14 protein-coding genes and 1 tRNA gene are annotated in these 16101 nt (G+C 64.8%); 1 reads left to right on the top strand and 14 read right to left on the bottom strand.

Translation table 11 applies throughout. The features are described 5' to 3' along the window. Positions 1 to 46: 46 nt before the first annotated feature. The 5 genes from AC25Z0_RS01165 to AC25Z0_RS01145 all read right to left on the bottom strand — a co-directional run bounded on the left by AC25Z0_RS01165 (position 47) and on the right by AC25Z0_RS01145 (position 5160). Complete coding sequence (locus tag AC25Z0_RS01165; protein WP_488132034.1) at positions 47 to 775, bottom strand: M23 family metallopeptidase; 729 nt, start codon at positions 773 to 775, stop codon at positions 47 to 49. Between the two features lie 25 nt (positions 776 to 800). Continuing rightward, positions 801 to 2048 (bottom strand): APC family permease, encoded by a 1248-nt coding sequence (locus tag AC25Z0_RS01160; RefSeq protein ID WP_488132033.1) that lies wholly within the window; start codon positions 2046 to 2048, stop codon positions 801 to 803. Between the two features lie 609 nt (positions 2049 to 2657). Beyond that, entirely contained in the window at positions 2658 to 3635 is a 978-nt protein-coding gene (locus AC25Z0_RS01155) for a ribose-phosphate diphosphokinase (RefSeq protein ID WP_488132032.1), read from the bottom strand. After that, positions 3636 to 5060, bottom strand: a complete 1425-nt coding sequence (gene glmU / locus AC25Z0_RS01150; RefSeq protein ID WP_488132031.1) for a bifunctional UDP-N-acetylglucosamine diphosphorylase/glucosamine-1-phosphate N-acetyltransferase GlmU — start codon at positions 5058 to 5060, stop codon at positions 3636 to 3638. 28 nt (positions 5061 to 5088) lie between these two features. Continuing rightward, a tRNA-Gln gene (locus tag AC25Z0_RS01145) sits at positions 5089 to 5160 on the bottom strand. Positions 5161 to 5267: 107 nt separating this feature from the next. On the opposite strand from AC25Z0_RS01145, the gene AC25Z0_RS01140 reads away from it, so the two are divergent. Further along, a complete protein-coding gene (locus AC25Z0_RS01140; protein ID WP_488118433.1) occupies positions 5268 to 5759 on the top strand; it encodes a MarR family winged helix-turn-helix transcriptional regulator in 492 nt (163 codons plus the stop codon). Positions 5760 to 5782: 23 nt separating this feature from the next. Here the strand turns inward: AC25Z0_RS01140 and AC25Z0_RS01135 are convergent, their stop codons facing one another. The 9 genes from AC25Z0_RS01135 to AC25Z0_RS01095 all read right to left on the bottom strand — a co-directional run bounded on the left by AC25Z0_RS01135 (position 5783) and on the right by AC25Z0_RS01095 (position 16069). Then, the gene (locus tag AC25Z0_RS01135; protein WP_488132030.1) at positions 5783 to 6442 is read right to left on the bottom strand and encodes a methionine ABC transporter permease; all 660 of its coding nucleotides are present in this window, start codon (positions 6440 to 6442) and stop codon (positions 5783 to 5785) included. After that, a complete protein-coding gene (locus tag AC25Z0_RS01130) occupies positions 6442 to 7485 on the bottom strand; it encodes a methionine ABC transporter ATP-binding protein (RefSeq protein WP_488132029.1) in 1044 nt (347 codons plus the stop codon). The genes AC25Z0_RS01135 and AC25Z0_RS01130 overlap by 1 nt, the downstream gene beginning before the upstream one ends. Before the next feature lie 87 nt (positions 7486 to 7572). Continuing rightward, positions 7573 to 8445 (bottom strand): MetQ/NlpA family ABC transporter substrate-binding protein, encoded by an 873-nt coding sequence (locus AC25Z0_RS01125; protein ID WP_488132028.1) that lies wholly within the window; start codon positions 8443 to 8445, stop codon positions 7573 to 7575. A 374-nt stretch (positions 8446 to 8819) separates the two neighbouring features. After that, positions 8820 to 10628, bottom strand: a complete 1809-nt coding sequence (locus AC25Z0_RS01120) for an ABC-F family ATP-binding cassette domain-containing protein (RefSeq protein WP_488132027.1) — start codon at positions 10626 to 10628, stop codon at positions 8820 to 8822. Between the two features lie 44 nt (positions 10629 to 10672). Then, entirely contained in the window at positions 10673 to 11608 is a 936-nt protein-coding gene (locus AC25Z0_RS01115; protein ID WP_488132026.1) for a 4-(cytidine 5'-diphospho)-2-C-methyl-D-erythritol kinase, read from the bottom strand. Between the two features lie 44 nt (positions 11609 to 11652). Further along, positions 11653 to 12534, bottom strand: coding sequence for a 16S rRNA (adenine(1518)-N(6)/adenine(1519)-N(6))-dimethyltransferase RsmA (gene rsmA, locus AC25Z0_RS01110; protein ID WP_488132025.1), 882 nt, complete (start codon positions 12532 to 12534; stop codon positions 11653 to 11655). Next, positions 12531 to 13442, bottom strand: coding sequence for a TatD family hydrolase (locus tag AC25Z0_RS01105; RefSeq protein WP_488132024.1), 912 nt, complete (start codon positions 13440 to 13442; stop codon positions 12531 to 12533). Before AC25Z0_RS01105 ends, rsmA begins: the two co-directional genes overlap by 4 nt. Next, positions 13435 to 14997: a methionine--tRNA ligase gene (gene metG, locus AC25Z0_RS01100; RefSeq protein ID WP_488132023.1), complete on the bottom strand. Its 1563-nt coding sequence runs from the start codon at positions 14995 to 14997 to the stop codon at positions 13435 to 13437. The genes AC25Z0_RS01105 and metG overlap by 8 nt, the downstream gene beginning before the upstream one ends. Before the next feature lie 82 nt (positions 14998 to 15079). Further along, positions 15080 to 16069, bottom strand: a complete 990-nt coding sequence (locus tag AC25Z0_RS01095; protein WP_488132022.1) for an NADP-dependent oxidoreductase — start codon at positions 16067 to 16069, stop codon at positions 15080 to 15082. Between the last annotated feature and the right edge of the window lie 32 nt (positions 16070 to 16101).

The following is a 16101-nucleotide window of genomic DNA, read 5'->3' as shown; positions in this document are numbered from 1 at the left end:
CCCCTGCGTCACACGAAACCCCGCCTGCACTGGCGGGGTTTCGTCGTTAGGGCGCCGGCTGGTCTGACGCTAGAGATTCGACGACCGAGCCATCATCTGGCATCCCCCTGTCCCTCTTCAGCGGTGCACTGCCCAGCGCGGCACCACCGTCACCTCTGGAACCTGCCCGCCGTGGCCATTCGCGAAAATCACGGAAGACCATCGGGACTCCCTGCGCCACAGTCATGTCGAGACTGTCCATGACCTGCACGTGAACGTGCGGTTGGGTCGAGTTGCCGGAGTTGCCGCACTCGGCGATCCGGTCGCCAACACTGACCTGGTCTCCGACGGCCACCCGCACCGAGCGGTTGCGCAGGTGAACGAGCACGACGAAGAGTCCTGTGCCCCCGTCGGCGATGATCACGTGGTTGCCTGCGATGGCAGCGACGCCCTGCCGCATCCGCGATGCCTGCCCCAATGCATAGGACGCGAGCGCCAGCTGCGACCGCCGCGCACCGTGGTCTGGCTCACCGTCATGCACCGCAACGACGGTGCCGCCTGTCGGTGCCAGGATGGGCCGGCCGAACGACACGAACCGCTCAGGAGGTTCGGTGCCGAAAAGGGTGCGCCAGTCTTTAGCGGATGCCGCCCTGCCGGCGTCGTCCACCCCGACGAAGTCGATGGCATAACGCTGGCCGAGCAGGTCGACGCCATGACTCGGCACCCGACGCGCCGGGCTGTTTTGTACCGCCCACCGTCCCTTGAACGGCAGCGACAGGGTAACGGTCTCGCTCACGCTTGCTCCTCCCGATGGCGCCAGACTATCCGGACGCCGCGCGGCGAAGCCGGAGTGCCCGCACCACGATGCCCACCGAAAGCCAGAGGGCCGCGGCCAGGATTCCTTGCCATGGCAGGGTGAACGCGAGCAGGAGGCATCCGCCCAGTCCGACAATCTGAACGACCCGCGGCAGCCAGCGCTCATTCGGCGGTTGCCGAAACGCTGCCAGCTGCGCGATTGCGTAGTACACGAGCACTGCACAGGAGGAGAAGCCGATGAGTCGGGTGGGGTCAAGCACCAGGATGCCGAGGACGACGAGTGCGGCCACGGTGATTTCCGCGGCCATCGGAGCGCCGCGCTCCGCCGAAACTCGATTGAGCCGGCCGGGAAGGTCGTGCTCCCTGGCCATTGCCAGCGACGTACGGCTGAGGCCCGCGAGAATACCGAGCAGCGATCCTACGCTGGCGATCACCGCGATGACCCGCGTGAGAGTACTCCATTCGCCACCGACGAGATCGGCGAGAGGTGCCGCGGAATCAGCAAGTGCGCGTGGGCCGAGCACGCCAACGCACAGCACCCCGATCGCGCCATAGACGACGAGTGCGATGGCCAGGGCCAGGATGATGGCCCTGGGCAGCGTGTGGCGAGGCCGAACTGCTTCTTCACCGAGCGTCGCCATCCGCGCGTACCCGGCGAAGCAGAAAAACAGCAGACCGGCCGATTGCAGGATGCCATACCAACCACCGGCAGCCCCTGTTTCCACAACCGAGTGCGATGATTCGAGCGAACCATCACCGACCGTCACCGCAATGACAAGCAGCAGCCCGCCGATGACGATGAGCACGATCACGGAACTCACGAGCGCCGTCGAGCGGATGCCGGCAGCATTGATCGCGGCGAGGCCGACCACGATCACGACGGCGACGGGCGTGGCGGCACCAGGCCAGAGGTAGCTGCCTGCAACGAGGGCAATCGCACCAGCCGACGCTGTTTTGCCCGCCAGGAACAGCCAGCCGGCCGAGAAGCCCCACCACGGGCCGAGCGTGGCCCGACCGTACGCGTACGCGCCGCCTGAGACCGGATGAGCCATGGCCAGCTGAGCAGAACTCACGGCGTTGAGGGTCGCGATGATGCCGGCGATGAGGAGCCCGAGCAGAAGTCCTGAGCCCGCTACGGCGGCAGCGGGGGCCCAGACGTAGAAGACGCCGGCACCGATCATCGCAGCCAGGCCAACGCTGGTCGCGCTCCACACGCCGAGGCGTCGATGCAGGGCTGGCTCTGACGCGGTCATGGCGAAACACTATCGCTGCCGTGTAAACAGCAGGCGCGCTCGCGAGGCGCCCGGCGCCACAGTGAATGGCGCCGTATCGAATACAGGGCGGATTGCGACTTTGTCGCCGAATACAGGACAGATTCGCCACTCTCGAGGCGAGCATCCGGTTTTCGCGACACGACCCGACGCGAGCTGGTCTAGAGCGGTTGGCCGCTGCGCCGCTTTGTGGTGAACGCACATGCTCGACTTGTTGATCGCACCTCGTACCTCGTACCTCGGCCGGCGGATGTCGCGAAAACCGGAAACGTTGCCGCAGAGAGCGCGATCCGTCCTGTATTCGGTGACAGTGGCTCGATTCATCCTGTACTCGCTACTGGTTGAGCGCTGCGCGACCTCATGGTGACTGGATATCGCGTCGCGCTGGCGTTCTCGGCCGGCGAGGCCGGCGGCGGGACCCTCGTGCTCGTACGCATCGTGCGCTCGGAAGTGAGACTTTTGCCCAATGGCCGGCCTGGCGGATTCCCGGCACAAACGAAAAAACCCGCTGGTCGAGCGCCGAGACGGGGGTCTCAGCGGCCGAACCAGCGGGCTCGTTACACACGGACGACTACGCGTCCAGGAGAACTGTTACGCGGCGCCGTCGAACATTGACGTGACGGACGCGTCCTCGAAGACCGCGTGAATGGCCTTGGCCAGCAGCGGCGCGATCGGCAACACGGTCAGTGTCGGGAAACGCTTCTCTTCTGGGATGGGCAACGTGTCGGTGACGACAACAGAGTCGATGGCATCGCACTGCAGCAGCTCGATGGCCGGGTCGCTGAACACGGCGTGTGTCGCAGCGACGACGACGCCGATAGCGCCGGCGGCCTTCAGTGCCTCTGCGGCCTTGACGATGGTGCGACCTGTGTCGATGAGGTCATCGACGAGCAGGCAGACGCGGCCCTCGACCTGGCCAACGATCTCGTGCACGGAGACCTGGTTCGGTACCAGCGGGTCGCGACGCTTGTGGATGATGGCCAGCGGGGCCCCGAGCTTGTCGCTCCAGATATCGGCAACGCGAACGCGGCCCATGTCAGGAGACACGACGGTGATCGTAGACGGGTCGAGCTTCTGCTGCATGTGCTCGAGCAGCACAGGCATGGCGAAGAGGTGGTCGACGGGGCCGTCGAAGAAGCCCTGGATCTGCGCGGCGTGCAGGTCGACCGACATGATGCGGTCAGCGCCGGCGACCTTGAACAGGTCGGCGACGAGACGGGCAGAGATCGGCTCGCGACCGCGACCCTTCTTGTCCTGGCGTGCATACGGGTAGAAGGGGGCGACAACGGTGATCCGCTTGGCGGATGCACGCTTCAGCGCGTCGACCATGATGAGCTGCTCCATGAGCCACTCGTTGATCGGTGCGGTGTGTGACTGGATGACGAATGCGTCGCTTCCGCGAACGCTCTCGTCAAAACGGGCGTAAATCTCGCCGTTGGCGAATGTACGCGCATCGGTGGGAACGAGGTCGGATCCCAGCTCAGCGGCAATGTCTTCTGCCAGTTGGGGGTGCGCTCGTCCTGAAACCAGTACGAGTCGTTTCTCACCCTTGGCCTTGATGCCAGACAATTAGTCTCCGCTCTCTGACGCAGCGTTCGCCGCGTCTGTTCCGGGGCGGTTGGCCTGTACCCAGCCGTCCATGTTGCGCTGTGGAGCGACGTTGATAGCCAACGCCCCGGCAGGGACGCTCTTGCGAACGACAGTGCCAGCTCCTGAATACGCTCCGTCACCAATTGTAATCGGCGCGACGAAGACGTTGTGCGATCCGGTGCGCACGTACGAGCCAACGGTGGAGTGATGCTTGTTCACTCCGTCGTAGTTGGCAAAAATCGTACCGGCACCGATGTTTGAGTGCACCCCGATGACGGCATCGCCGACATAGCTGAGGTGGGGAACCTTGCTGCCTTCACCGATCGTGGCGTTCTTCGTCTCAACGAACGCGCCGATCTTGCCGTCAGCACCGAGGTGCGTTCCCGGCCTGAGGAAGGAGAACGGCCCGACGGTGGCACCGGCATCGACGACGGCGAGTGTGCCGTCTGTGCGGCGCACCGTTGCGTTCTCGCCGATCTCGCAGTCGAGCAGCGTGGTGTCTGGCCCGATGGTCGAACCGGTGCCGATAACCGTCGCACCGCGAAGCTGCGTGCCTGGCAGCACGGTGACATCGGGAGCCAGCGTGACCTTCAGGTCAATCCAGGTGGTTGCAGGGTCTTGCACCGTCACGCCGGCGAGCTGCCAGCCGCGCACGATGAGCGCGTTCAGCTTGAGGGCCGCCTCACTCAGCTGGGCACGGTCGTTGATTCCGGCGACGATCCATGGTTCTGCGACCGGAACGGCGCTCACCTCAGAGCCAGCTGCACGCAGCAGCTCAATGACATCCGTCAGGTATTTCTCGCCCTGGGCGTTGTCGGTGGTGAGGTTGGCCAGCTGGTCGCGCAGCGCGGAGGCACCGAACAGGTACACGCCGGCGTTCACTTCATTGACCGCGAGTTCGTCTGGCGTCGCATCCTTCTGCTCGACGATGCGGTCGAAGTCTCCGCCTGCAGAGCGGATGATGCGGCCATAGCCGGTTGCATCGTCCGGTACCGCAGAGAGCACGGTGGCCGCAGCATTGTGAGCGCGGTGCGCGGCGATGAAGCCGGAGAGGGTGGCGGCATCCAGCAGGGGAACGTCACCGTTGATGACGAGGACATCGCCCTCGAAATCGGCGGGCAGCGCGTCGACGGCCTGCTCGACGGCGCGGCCTGTGCCTGCGATGTCGTCCTGGTCGACGATGATGCTCTCTGGCAGCTCGGTTTCGACGACGGCGGCGAGCTTGTCGCGCTCATGCCGCACGACCGTCACGATGTGCGCGGCGCCGAGCTCATGTGCGGTCGCCAGCACGTGGCTGATGACCGGCATTCCCGCCAGTGGATGCAGAAGCTTGGGCAAGCTCGATTTCATCCGTGTGCCCTGCCCTGCGGCAAGGATGATGATGGCGAGTGTACTGTCGGTCACGTATTCTCCCTGGTGTCATTTCTCACAGCTCCGCCGCCAGGACTCGAACCTAGACCTAACAGCTCCAAAGGCTGTCGTGCTGCCATTACACCACGGCGGATTGCGTCGACTCTTGGCCGAGCGCCGCAGTCAAGTCTGCCAGATGCGAGCACCTACCCACGCGCGTTTTGCATACTCAGGGCGAGATACACAGGAGATAATAGACGGATGCCCGCCCATGATGAAGTCGACCGTATCGTTGACTCCTGGCTGCGCGAACGCCCCGACCTTGATTTTGCGCCGCTGCAGGTACTTTCTCGGGTCGGCCGCCTGTCGAAGCACCTCGACCGGGCACGGCGAAGTGCGTTTTCTCGCTCAGAGCTGGATTCCTGGGAATTCGACGTACTTTCGGCCCTGCGCCGGGCAGGTACCCCCTATGAACTGAGCCCGAAGGCGCTGCTGCAGCAGACCCTCGTCTCGAGCGGCACCATGACGAACCGCATCGATCGGCTCGTCGAGCGAGGCCTTGTCACCCGCCGCACCGACCCCAACGATGGTCGCGGTGTGCTCGTCGGGATGACAGAGAGCGGGCTCACCAGAGTGGATGCCGCCATCACGCGACTCCTTGACGCCGAGGAAGAGCTCCTGTCGACGCTGTCGTCGTCCGACCAGGAACGCCTGGCCGGACTGCTGCGAAAACTCTCGCTCGACTTCGACTAGTTCACGTCGGCAGGCATCCGCTGCTAGCGCCGCATGGCCTTTCGTGCCAGCCAGTTGCCGAGGAACTGCACGACCTGCACCAACAGGATGATCACCAGGAGAGCCGCCCAGGTTGCGATGGGGTTGAACTGCCTGAACCCGTACGTCAGCGCGAACTTACCGAGCCCGCCCGCACCGACGGCACCGACGATGGCCGCCATGTCGACGAGGGCGACGAACACGAACGTGTAGCCGAGGATCAGCGGCCCGAGCGCCTCTGGCAGCAGCACGGTGAAGATGATCCGCAGCGGGCTTGCGCCCACAGCCCTGGCCGCCTCAATCACGCCGGGTGAGACGGTGACCAGGTTCTGCTCGACCACACGGCCGATGGCGAAGCACGCCGCGAGCGAGATGGCGAAGATGGCTGCGGGGTTTCCGATTCCCGTGCCGACGACGATGCGCGACAGCGGCTGGATCGCCACGATGAAGATGATGAACGGGATCGGCCGGAAGAAGTTGACCATCACGTTCAGGGTGAGGAACACCCCACGGTTTTCCAGGATGTTGCCCGCTCGTGACAGGTAGAGGCCCAGCCCGATCAGCAGGCCGCCGAGGCCACCGAACAACAGGGAAAGCGCGACGATGTAGAGAGTTTCGACGCTGGCGGTCCAGAACTCCGGCATGAGGTTCAGCAGGTCATCCATCAGCGCACCTCCGTCACAGTCGTGAGTTGTCGTACCCGGTCGAGCGCGGTGTCGACGGTGGCGTCATCCGCTGTCAGGGCCAGGGTGAGATGGCCGAACGGCCTGCCCTGGATCTCGTTGATGCCGCCGTAGATCACCTCGAATGCAATGCCGGCAGACGCGAAGACACCGAACACCTCCGACTGGCTGACGACGCTGTCGCGGAACGACAGCGTCACGATGCGTCCGCTGTGACGCTCGCGCAGCACGGCCAGTTCCTGAGTCGTCGGCACCCCACGGATCACCGTTGACACAAAGCGAGCGGATGCCGGCTGCTGAGGATTCGAGAACACCTCGAACACGTCGCCGTTCTCGATCACCTTGCCGTTGTCCATGACGGCCACCTTCGTGGCGATGGTCTGGATGACGTCCATCTCATGCGTGATGACGATGATCGTCACGCCGAATTCCTCATTGACTCGCTTCAGGAGCGCGAGCACCTCGTGGGTTGTCTCGGGGTCGAGGGCGCTGGTGGCCTCATCGGCGAGCAGGATGTCTGGCTGGGTGGCCAGCGCCCGTGCGATGCCGACCCGCTGCTTCTGGCCACCGGAGAGCTGGTCGGGATAGGCGCGCGCCTTGTCGCTGAGACCCACGAACTCGAGCAGCTCTGCGACACGGGCGACACGCTCGGCCTTGGGCATCCGCGCGACTTCGAGCGGATACGACACGTTGCCGGCGACGGTGCGCGAGTTCAGCAGGTTGAACTGCTGGAAGATCATGCCGATGCCGAGGCGCACGGGGCGAAGCTGTCGCTCTGGCAGGCCGGCGATGTCTTGCCCGTTGACGAAGATCTGGCCGCCGGTAGAACGCTCCAGCGCATTGATGAGACGAACCAGGGTGCTTTTCCCCGCCCCTGAGTAGCCGATGATGCCGTAGACATCGCCGGCCGCAATGTCGAGGCTGACGCCGTCGATGGCGATGACAGGGCTGCCGCCCTTGCTCGTCGGCGGGTAGACCTTGCTGACGTCTCTCAAACTGACAACGGGGTGGGTAGTGCCTGTCATGCGGGGGTTTCCTGACTCAAACGGCGAAGCGGTGGTCGCGATGTTCCCTGAACACCGCGACCACCGACTCACTACAACTGGGTGCTGCTACTTCTGCGCCTTGGTGTCTGCCTGCACCTTGGCCAGCGAGGCCTCAAGGTCGGAGACGGGGGTCTTCAGCAGTACAGCGGAGCCACCGGATACCTCGAGGACGCCATCCTGCACGGCCTTCGAGTTCTGGTAGATCTCGACGAGCTTCTTGTACGTCTCGTTGTCCTTGTCCTCTGCGCGTGCCGCGAAGATGTTGACGTAGGGCAGCGCGTTTGCATCGCTGGGGTCGTCCTGCGCGATGGCGTCTTCGAAGCTGAGTCCGGCCTTCTCTACGAAGTCGTTGTTGATGACGGCCGCGGCAACGTCGGGCAGCGACGTCGCGGTGAGGGCTGCCTCGAGGGCGGTGACCTTCACCTTGGACTTGTCGGCGTCGATGTCAGACAGGTCGGAGAAGATCGTTCCGCCCGACTTCAGCGTGACCAGGCCAGCGGACTGCAGGACGAGGAGTGCGCGAGCCTGGTTGCTGACGTCATCGGGAACGGCGATGGTGTCGCCTTCCTTGATGTCGGCGACGCTGTCGTACTGCGTGGAGTACAGGCCGAGCGGGTAGATCGCGGTTGACCCGATCGGAACCAGGTCATCGCCACTCGACACGTTGTAGTCGGCGAGGTAGACGATGTGCTGGAACTGGTTAAGGTCGAGCTCCCCAGCGGAAACTGCCGGGTTCGGCAGCTGGTAGTCGGTGAAGTCAACGATCTCGACGTTGATTCCCTCGTCGGCTGCTGCCGTCTTGTAGTCGGCCCAGTACGGGTCGCTGGCTCCGACGACGCCGATCTTGACGACGTCGTCTCCACCGGCACCTGCGGCGCAACCGGACAGGGCGGCAATAAGCGGTACGACTGCGAGGGCAGCCAAAATCTTCTTGTTCACGTGTGTTTCCCTTTCGCTGTGTGCGCCTGGGCCGCACCGGAATCGGTGAGTGGGCAAGAGGGCACAGAAAAACCACGAAGACATGCAGTGGGGGTCTGTGCCGCTGCGTTGCGAGGCACGTTTTCTACGTTAGCGGGAGATTCTTCGGCACGCTGACCGTTACGTCACATGAAGTCACAGCTTCTGCGAGCGGATGTCGCCAGATCGCAGCATCACCGCAAAAAGGCGGTTTTCGACCTTTCGCAGCAGGCGGCAATTCTGCGGTGATGCAGAATTGCACCGGTTTCGAGACGGCCTGGCGGCCTCCTCAACCAACGGACACGCCGGTGGTTGAGGAGCGCCCGAGGCACGAGGACGCGTCTCGAAACCCGCGCTTAGCCGTTGATCAGTTCGGAGAGTTCAAGCCAGCGCGTCTCCAGCGCCACAACAGCGCTTTCGATGTCCTGCAGCTGCGTGGTCAGTGCGCCGAGGCCGGCGTAGTCCGACTGGTCGTGAGTGGCGATCTTCTCGTGCAGTGCCGCGATCTCGGCCTGGCGCTTCTGCACCTTGCGCTCCGTTGACGCGAGCTCCTTCTGGGCGTTGCGGAGATCCGCTCCCCCGACTGCAAGCTTCTTCGATGCGGGGGCAGAACCTGATGCCTCTGTCGGTGAGCCGGTGGCACCCAGGGCGCCGCCCTTGCTCAATGTGAGGTACTGGTCGACGCCGCCCGGCAGGTGGCGGAAGGCGCCATCCGCTACGGCGTACTGGTTGTCGGTCACGCGCTCGATGAGGTACCGGTCGTGCGAGACGACGAGCAGCGTGCCGGGGAAGGAGTCGAGCAGGTCTTCCATGGCGGCGAGCATGTCGGTGTCGAGGTCGTTAGTCGGTTCGTCGAGGATCAGCACGTTCGGCTCGTCGAGCACGATGAGCAACAGCTGCAGGCGACGCTTCTGTCCACCGGAGAGGTCTTTGACCTGGGTGGAGAGCTGCGCGCTCATGAAGCCCATGCGTTCCAGCATCTGGCCGGGCGTGATTTCCTTGCCACCGGCGACATACGAGCTCTTCTGGCGGGCAATGACGTCGCTGACGCGGTCGTTCTGGATACCGGCGAGCTCCTGGAGCTGCTGGGTGAGCACGGCGACCTTGATGGTCTGGCCGCGCTTGACCGTACCCTTGGTCGGCTTCACCGTGCCAGCGACGAGGCCGAGCAGCGTGCTCTTGCCTGCGCCGTTGACGCCGAGGATTCCGGTGCGCTCACCGGGCGCAATACGCCAGGTGATGTCGTTCAGCACCGTCTTCTCGCCGGTCTTGGTCGGGTAGGTGACGGTGACGTCGATGAGGTCGACGACGTCCTTGCCGAGGCGCTGCATGGCCATCGACTGCATCGTGACCGTGTCGCGGGGCGGCGGCTCGTTCTCGATGAGCTCGTTGGCCGCATCGATGCGGAACTTGGGCTTGGCCGTGCGGGCAGGAGCTCCGCGGCGGAGCCAGGCCAGCTCCTTCTTCATGAGGTTCTGGCGCTTGGCCTCTGAGACGGCGCTCATGCGGTCACGCTCAACGCGCTGCAGGATGTACGCCGCGTAGCCACCTTCGAAGGGCTCGATCAGGCGGTCGTGCACCTCCCAGGTCTGGTTGCAGACCTCATCGAGGAACCACCTGTCGTGGGTGACGACCAGCAGCCCGCCGGAGTTCTGGGCCCAGCGGGTCTTCAGGTGACCGGCAAGCCAGGAGATGCCTTCAACGTCGAGGTGGTTGGTGGGCTCATCGAGGAAGACGATGTCGTGGTCGCCGACGAGAACCGCGGCCAGGGCGACGCGGCGGCGCTGGCCACCAGACAGGTCGTCGACGAGCGCATCCCAGGGGATGTCGCGGACGAGTCCCCCGATGACGTCGCGCACCTTGGAGTCGCCTGCCCAGACGTGCTCATCGATGCCGCCGACGATCGCGTGACCGACGGTGACACCCTGGACGAGGTCGTCTGACTGGTCAAGGACGCCCATCGTGACGCCGCGGCGGCGGGTGACGCGGCCGGAGTCCGGCTCCATGCGGCCGGCGAGCAGCTTCAGCAGGGTTGACTTGCCGTCGCCATTGCGGCCGACGATGCCAATGCGGTCGCCCTCATCGATGCCGGCGGTGACGCTGTCAAAGATAACGCGGGTGGGAAATTCGAGGTGCAGGGACTCAGCCCCGAGCAAATGTGCCATTGTACCTTCGAGCCTACCGGCACCAGCTGGGAGGTCGGTCGCGCTCAGTCGTGGATGAGGCGGGCGCCGTGAACGGGGCCAACCGCGCGCACCACGTTCAGACGGGCGGCGGAGAGTGCGACCTGCAGGTCAAACGAGCTGTCGGAGTCCGGTACCAGGAAGGCAATCGTCGGTCCTGAGCCCGAAACGATACCGGCAAGGGCACCATGCTCCTCGCCGAGTTCGAGCACGGCGCCAAGGCCAGGCGCCATGTGCAGCGCAGGCGCCTGCAGGTCGTTGTGCATCGACTCCGCCAACATCACGGGGTCTCCTGCGCGGAGCGCCTGCAAGACATTCGGATCGACCGTCGGCTGCACTGATGCTGGGAAGATGTCCTGGGCGTGACGCTCACGATGCCGATCGAGTTCCGTGTAGACGCCGGGCGTCGACAGGCCGAAATCCGCCAGCGCGAACACCCAATGAAATTGACCCTGGGCAAGGGCAGGGCTGAGTTCATCGCCGCGCCCGGTTCCGACAGCGGTTCCGCCGGTCATGGCAAACGGGATGTCAGCGCCGAGCGTCGCGGCGATCGCGAGCAGTTCGTCCTTGGTGGCCTCAGTGCCCCAGAGCGCGTCGCAGGCGAGCAGGGTGGCGGCGGCATCCGCTGACCCGCCGCCCATGCCGCCGGCAATGGGAACATTCTTGTCGACCTCGAGTCGGACTCCCCCGCGAAACCCGGCCTTCCTGGCCAGGGCTCGTGCTGCCTTAATGGCCAGGTTGCTGCCGTCTGTCTGGAGGCCTGAGGTGTCGATCGAACCCGAGAACGACACGGAGAAGTCGTCTGCCGGGTATGCACGTACGTCTTCGAAGAGAGAAACGGCCTGGTACGCGGTTGCGACTTCGTGGTAGCCGTCTTCGAGCACGGCGCCCACCTTGAGGAAGACATTGATCTTTCCTGGAGCCCTCGCGTGCACCACCTGTGAGGAAGCCGAGACAGTCATATTTCTAACCTAGTCCAGCGCACAGGGGACGATCGACGCATGGGCTACTCCTGCTGCCAGGCCCGTGCAATAGCGAGGAAGTCGTGAACGGTGAGCTGCTCACCGCGCGCGGTGGGCTCAATCCCGGCCTTCTGCATGATGTCTGTGGCCGTCGCAGAATCGCCGAGCACGACCGACAACGCCTGGCGCAGCATCTTGCGACGCTGCTGGAACGCAGCGTCAACGAGCGCGAAGGTTGCCAGTCTGAGGTCTTCGGATTCGAGCTGGTCGGCTCGACGCTCGAACCCGACGAGGATCGAGTCGACGTTCGGCACCGGCCAGAACACCTGGCGGCTCACCTTGCCCACCGTCTTGAAGTCCCCGTACCAGGCGGCCTTCACGCTCGGGCTGCCGTAGACCTTGGATCCGGGAGGGGCAGCGAGACGCTCGCCGACCTCTGCCTGCACCATGACGACACCGGCACGAATCAGCGGGAAGTGCTCCAGCAGGTGCAGCAGCACCGGAACAGACACGTTGTACGGCAGGTTCGCCACCAGCCGGTTCGGGTCACCAGGCAGGTCCATGATGCGCAAGGCGTCTTCACGGATGACGGTGAGCGGCGCCCCAGGCTGCATCAGCTCAACGGTCAGCGGTAGCTGCTCTGCGAGGCGGTTGTCGATCTCGACGGCGACGACGCGTGCGCCTGTCTCCAGCAGGCCGAGGGTCAGCGACCCGAGCCCAGGACCGACCTCGACGACAGTGTCCCCCGCACCGACCGACGCCGACTTCACGATGCGTCGCACGGTGTTCGGGTCGATCACGAAGTTCTGGCCGAGCTTCTTGGTCGGGTTGACGCCCAGCATTTCGGCCAGGTCGCGGATCTCGGCCGGGCCGAGGAGCGCGCCGGTTGGCTTTGCGGCAGCGGACTCCGGAGTGGGCTCACTCATGCGAGACCGCCTTCGGGACCCGACGCGTGCTGAACGGGTGAGGGCAGCACCGTGACCGGCTCAGCATCCCACCGCCCGTACACGAGTTCTGTGTTTGACGAGATCTGGGCGGCGAGCACAGTGACATCCGTTTCGAGGTGTTCAGCCATGGCGCGAAGCGTGTTCGGCAGCAGGTATGGCGCATTGGGGCGGCCGCGGAACGGCGTTGGGGTGAGGTAGGGGGCGTCGGTCTCGACGAGGAGCAGGTTGCGCGGCATCACGGACAGCGCCTCGCGGAGCTCCGACGCGTTCTTGAAGGTGACGGTGCCGGAGAACGAGAGGTACCAGCCGTTCCTGGCGCAGATCCTGGCCATCTCTGCATCGCCTGAGAAGCAGTGGAACACCGTGCGTTCCGGCGCTCCGACGCGAAGCAGGGTGGAGATCACGGCGGCGTGGGCATCGCGGTCGTGGATCTGGAGCGCCAGGTTGTGTGCCTTGGCGATCTCAATGTGCGCTTCGAAGGAACGCTGCTGCGCGGCACGGCCCTCTTCCGGCGTGCGGAAGTAGTCGAGTCCGGTTTCACCGATCGCCACGACGCGGGGCAGGGCTGCCAGCAACGCGATCTCGGCGAGTGCGTCGTCGAGCGTTCCAGCCAGCTCCAGCTCAGGTGCATCGTTGGGGTGGATGGCGACGGCAGCGAGCATGCGCGGCTCGAGCGCCGCCTGTTCGGCTGCCCAGCGCGAACTCTCCACGTCTGTACCGACCTGGACGATGCCACGGACACCGACGCTCGACGCACGGTCGAGCTGTTCAGCCACCGACAGGGTTCCCTCGCCGGCTGCGTAGTTCACATGGGTGTGGTTGTCATAGACACCAACGACCAGCGGAATCGGCAGCGGCGGGTAGCTCTGGTCCCTGGTGTCAGTCAAACGTCGCCTCGATGCGCGGGAACAGTGCCTCGAGAGGAGCGACGGTGTCGCCTCCCGTCCACTGCCAGGCCTGGTCGATGCGCTGGTCTGCAACGGCTCCGGTACCACCAAGGGCGGTCCACAGTTTGGTTGTTGCCTCAGGCACGACAGGCGACAGCAGCACGGCGAGGGTGCCGAGGCCACGAAGGGCCGTGTACAGCACGGTCTCGAGGCGCTCACGGTCGGCTGGATCCTTGGCGAGTCCCCACGGCTCCTGGCTGGTGATGTAGCCGTTCAGTTCGTCGACGAGCTCCCACACGGTGGCGATGGCCTCGTGGATGGCGAGCCGGGAGATGGCCTCCCCGGCGGCATCCGTCACGCGCTTTTCGGTGGCGATGATCGCCAGGTCGTCAGCGGTGAACGCGCCAGGCGTCGGGATGGCCCCGCCGCAGTAGCGCACGACCATGGCAATGACGCGGGACGCCAGGTTGCCGAAACCGTTGGCCAGCTCTGCCTGGTACCTGGCCGACAGGTCTTCCCAGGAGAAGGAGCCGTCCTGGCCGAAGGTGATGGCGCTCATGAAGTAGTAGCGGAACGCGTCTGAACCGAACGTGTCGGTGATCTGCTGCGGCGCGATGCCGGTGAGCTTCGACTTCGACATCTTCTCGCCGCCGACGAGCAGCCAGCCGTGACCGAAGACCTGCTTGGGCACCTCGATGCCGGCGGCCATCAGCATGGCGGGCCAGATGACGGCGTGGAAACGCAGGATGTCTTTTCCGACGACGTGCGTTGCCGGCCAGAGCGAGGCGAACTTCTCGTCGTCCTGGCCGTAGCCGGCAGCGGTGATGTAGTTGAGGAGCGCGTCGAACCAGACGTAGACGACGTGGCTTTCGTCCCACGGGACCTTGATTCCCCAGTCGAAGCTGGAGCGGGAGATCGACAGGTCGGCAAGGCCGCGCTTGACGAACGACAACACCTCGTTGCGCGCCGACTCTGGCTGCACGAAGTCGGGGTTCGTCTCGTAAAGCTCAAGCAGGCGGTCGGCGAACGCGCTCATCCGGAAGAAGTAGTTCTTCTCGTGCAGCAGTTCGACAGGCTTGGAGTGGATGGCACAGACCTGCTGGCCGAGGTACTCGCCCGTGCCGTCGACCAGATCGCTCGGCTGCTTGTATTCCTCGCACCCGACGCAGTAGTAGCCCTCGTACTCGCCCGTGTAGATGTGGCCCTCGTCGTGCAGGTGCTGCAGGAACTTCTGGGTGTTGACCTCGTGGCGCTCTTCCGTGGTGCGGATGAAGTCGTCGTTGGCGATGTTCACCGTCTCGAGCAGCGGCTTCCATGCCGTCTCAACCAGGCGGTCAGCCCAGGCCTGCGGCGTGGTGCCGTTGGCGGTAGCCGTGCGCAGGATCTTCTGTCCGTGCTCGTCCGTACCGGTGAGCAGCCACGTCTTCTCGCCGGACTGGCGGTGCCAGCGCGCCAGGACGTCGGCTGCGACCTCCGTGTACGCGTGCCCAATGTGCGGGACGTCGTTGACATAGAAAATCGGGGTGGTGATGTAGAAAGAGGAGCCGTCGGACATGCTCATATCTTATTGGGAGCCGAGGCCCTTCTTCTGCGTGTTACTCCCCGTCGTGCGTGCCTGCCTGCGCATCATGACCGCCTCAACGATGTTTCTCGTCGCGCTCACGCGGTGTGAAGTGCCCGATGACCGGGGGAAGCGCTTCTTCCTGGTGCGGAACGGGAGCCCGATTCGGGCTGTCCCTTGTCGCCTCAACTTCGCGGATGTCGACGCCGTGCACCTTCTGGTGCGCATAGCCGACAGGAAGCATGCTGAGCAGGATCTTGCCGTGCGCATGGCCCGTTTCCAACTCCAGGTAGGCGTCCTGGACCAGTGCCAGGGGGTAGATCGCAGCAATGGGCAGCTTGAGCTGGCGGTTGGCGATGGCCGCCGCCACCCGACTGAGAGCCATCATGTCGGTGGAATTGACGATGCCGAGGGTTTCGTTCACATCGTGGGCCAGCTCCATGTCGATCCCCTGCGGCGCGACGGCGGCCAGGCGCTCCTCGAAACCGGGTCCGTGCTCGACGGGGATGACGCCCCACTGGCGCAGGTAGTCAAAGTTCTCTGGGAGCGCGGTGCCGATCACCGTTGCGCCCGTGGCCCGCGCGAGCTGAGCGGCCAGGGCGCCGACGCCGCCGGCGGCCGCGTGCACGAGCACGGTCGTGCCCGGCCGAGGCCGCGCGTCGTCAATCGCCTTCGTGGCTGTGGCCGCTGAGACAAAGAGGCTGCCGGCAACCTCCCACGACAGGCGCTCCGGCTTGACGATTATATTCGCGGCTGGCACGACGACAAATGTTGCCTGTGCACCCCGCACGACGTGGCCGATGACGGCGTCGTTGATCGCCCAGTCCACCACCCCGACACCGACATCCGTAATGAAACCAGCGAAGTCGCTGCCCACAGCCTCTGGGAAGTGAGCGGGCAATCGCTCTGCGAAATGGCCCTCGCGGATGCTCGAATCGATGGGATTGAGCCCGGCGGCCATCACTTGGACGACCACTTCACCGGGGCCGGGAGAGGGCTTCGTCGCGTCGACAACGTCGAGAACGTCGGGTCCGCCGTACCGCGAATACTGAACCATATGTGCCATGTCGCTGCCCCACACTCCCGAATGCGTGAGAT

This window comes from Leifsonia sp. Y862 (assembly GCF_057669585.1).
This window is presented reverse-complemented; position numbering and strand designations above follow the sequence as displayed.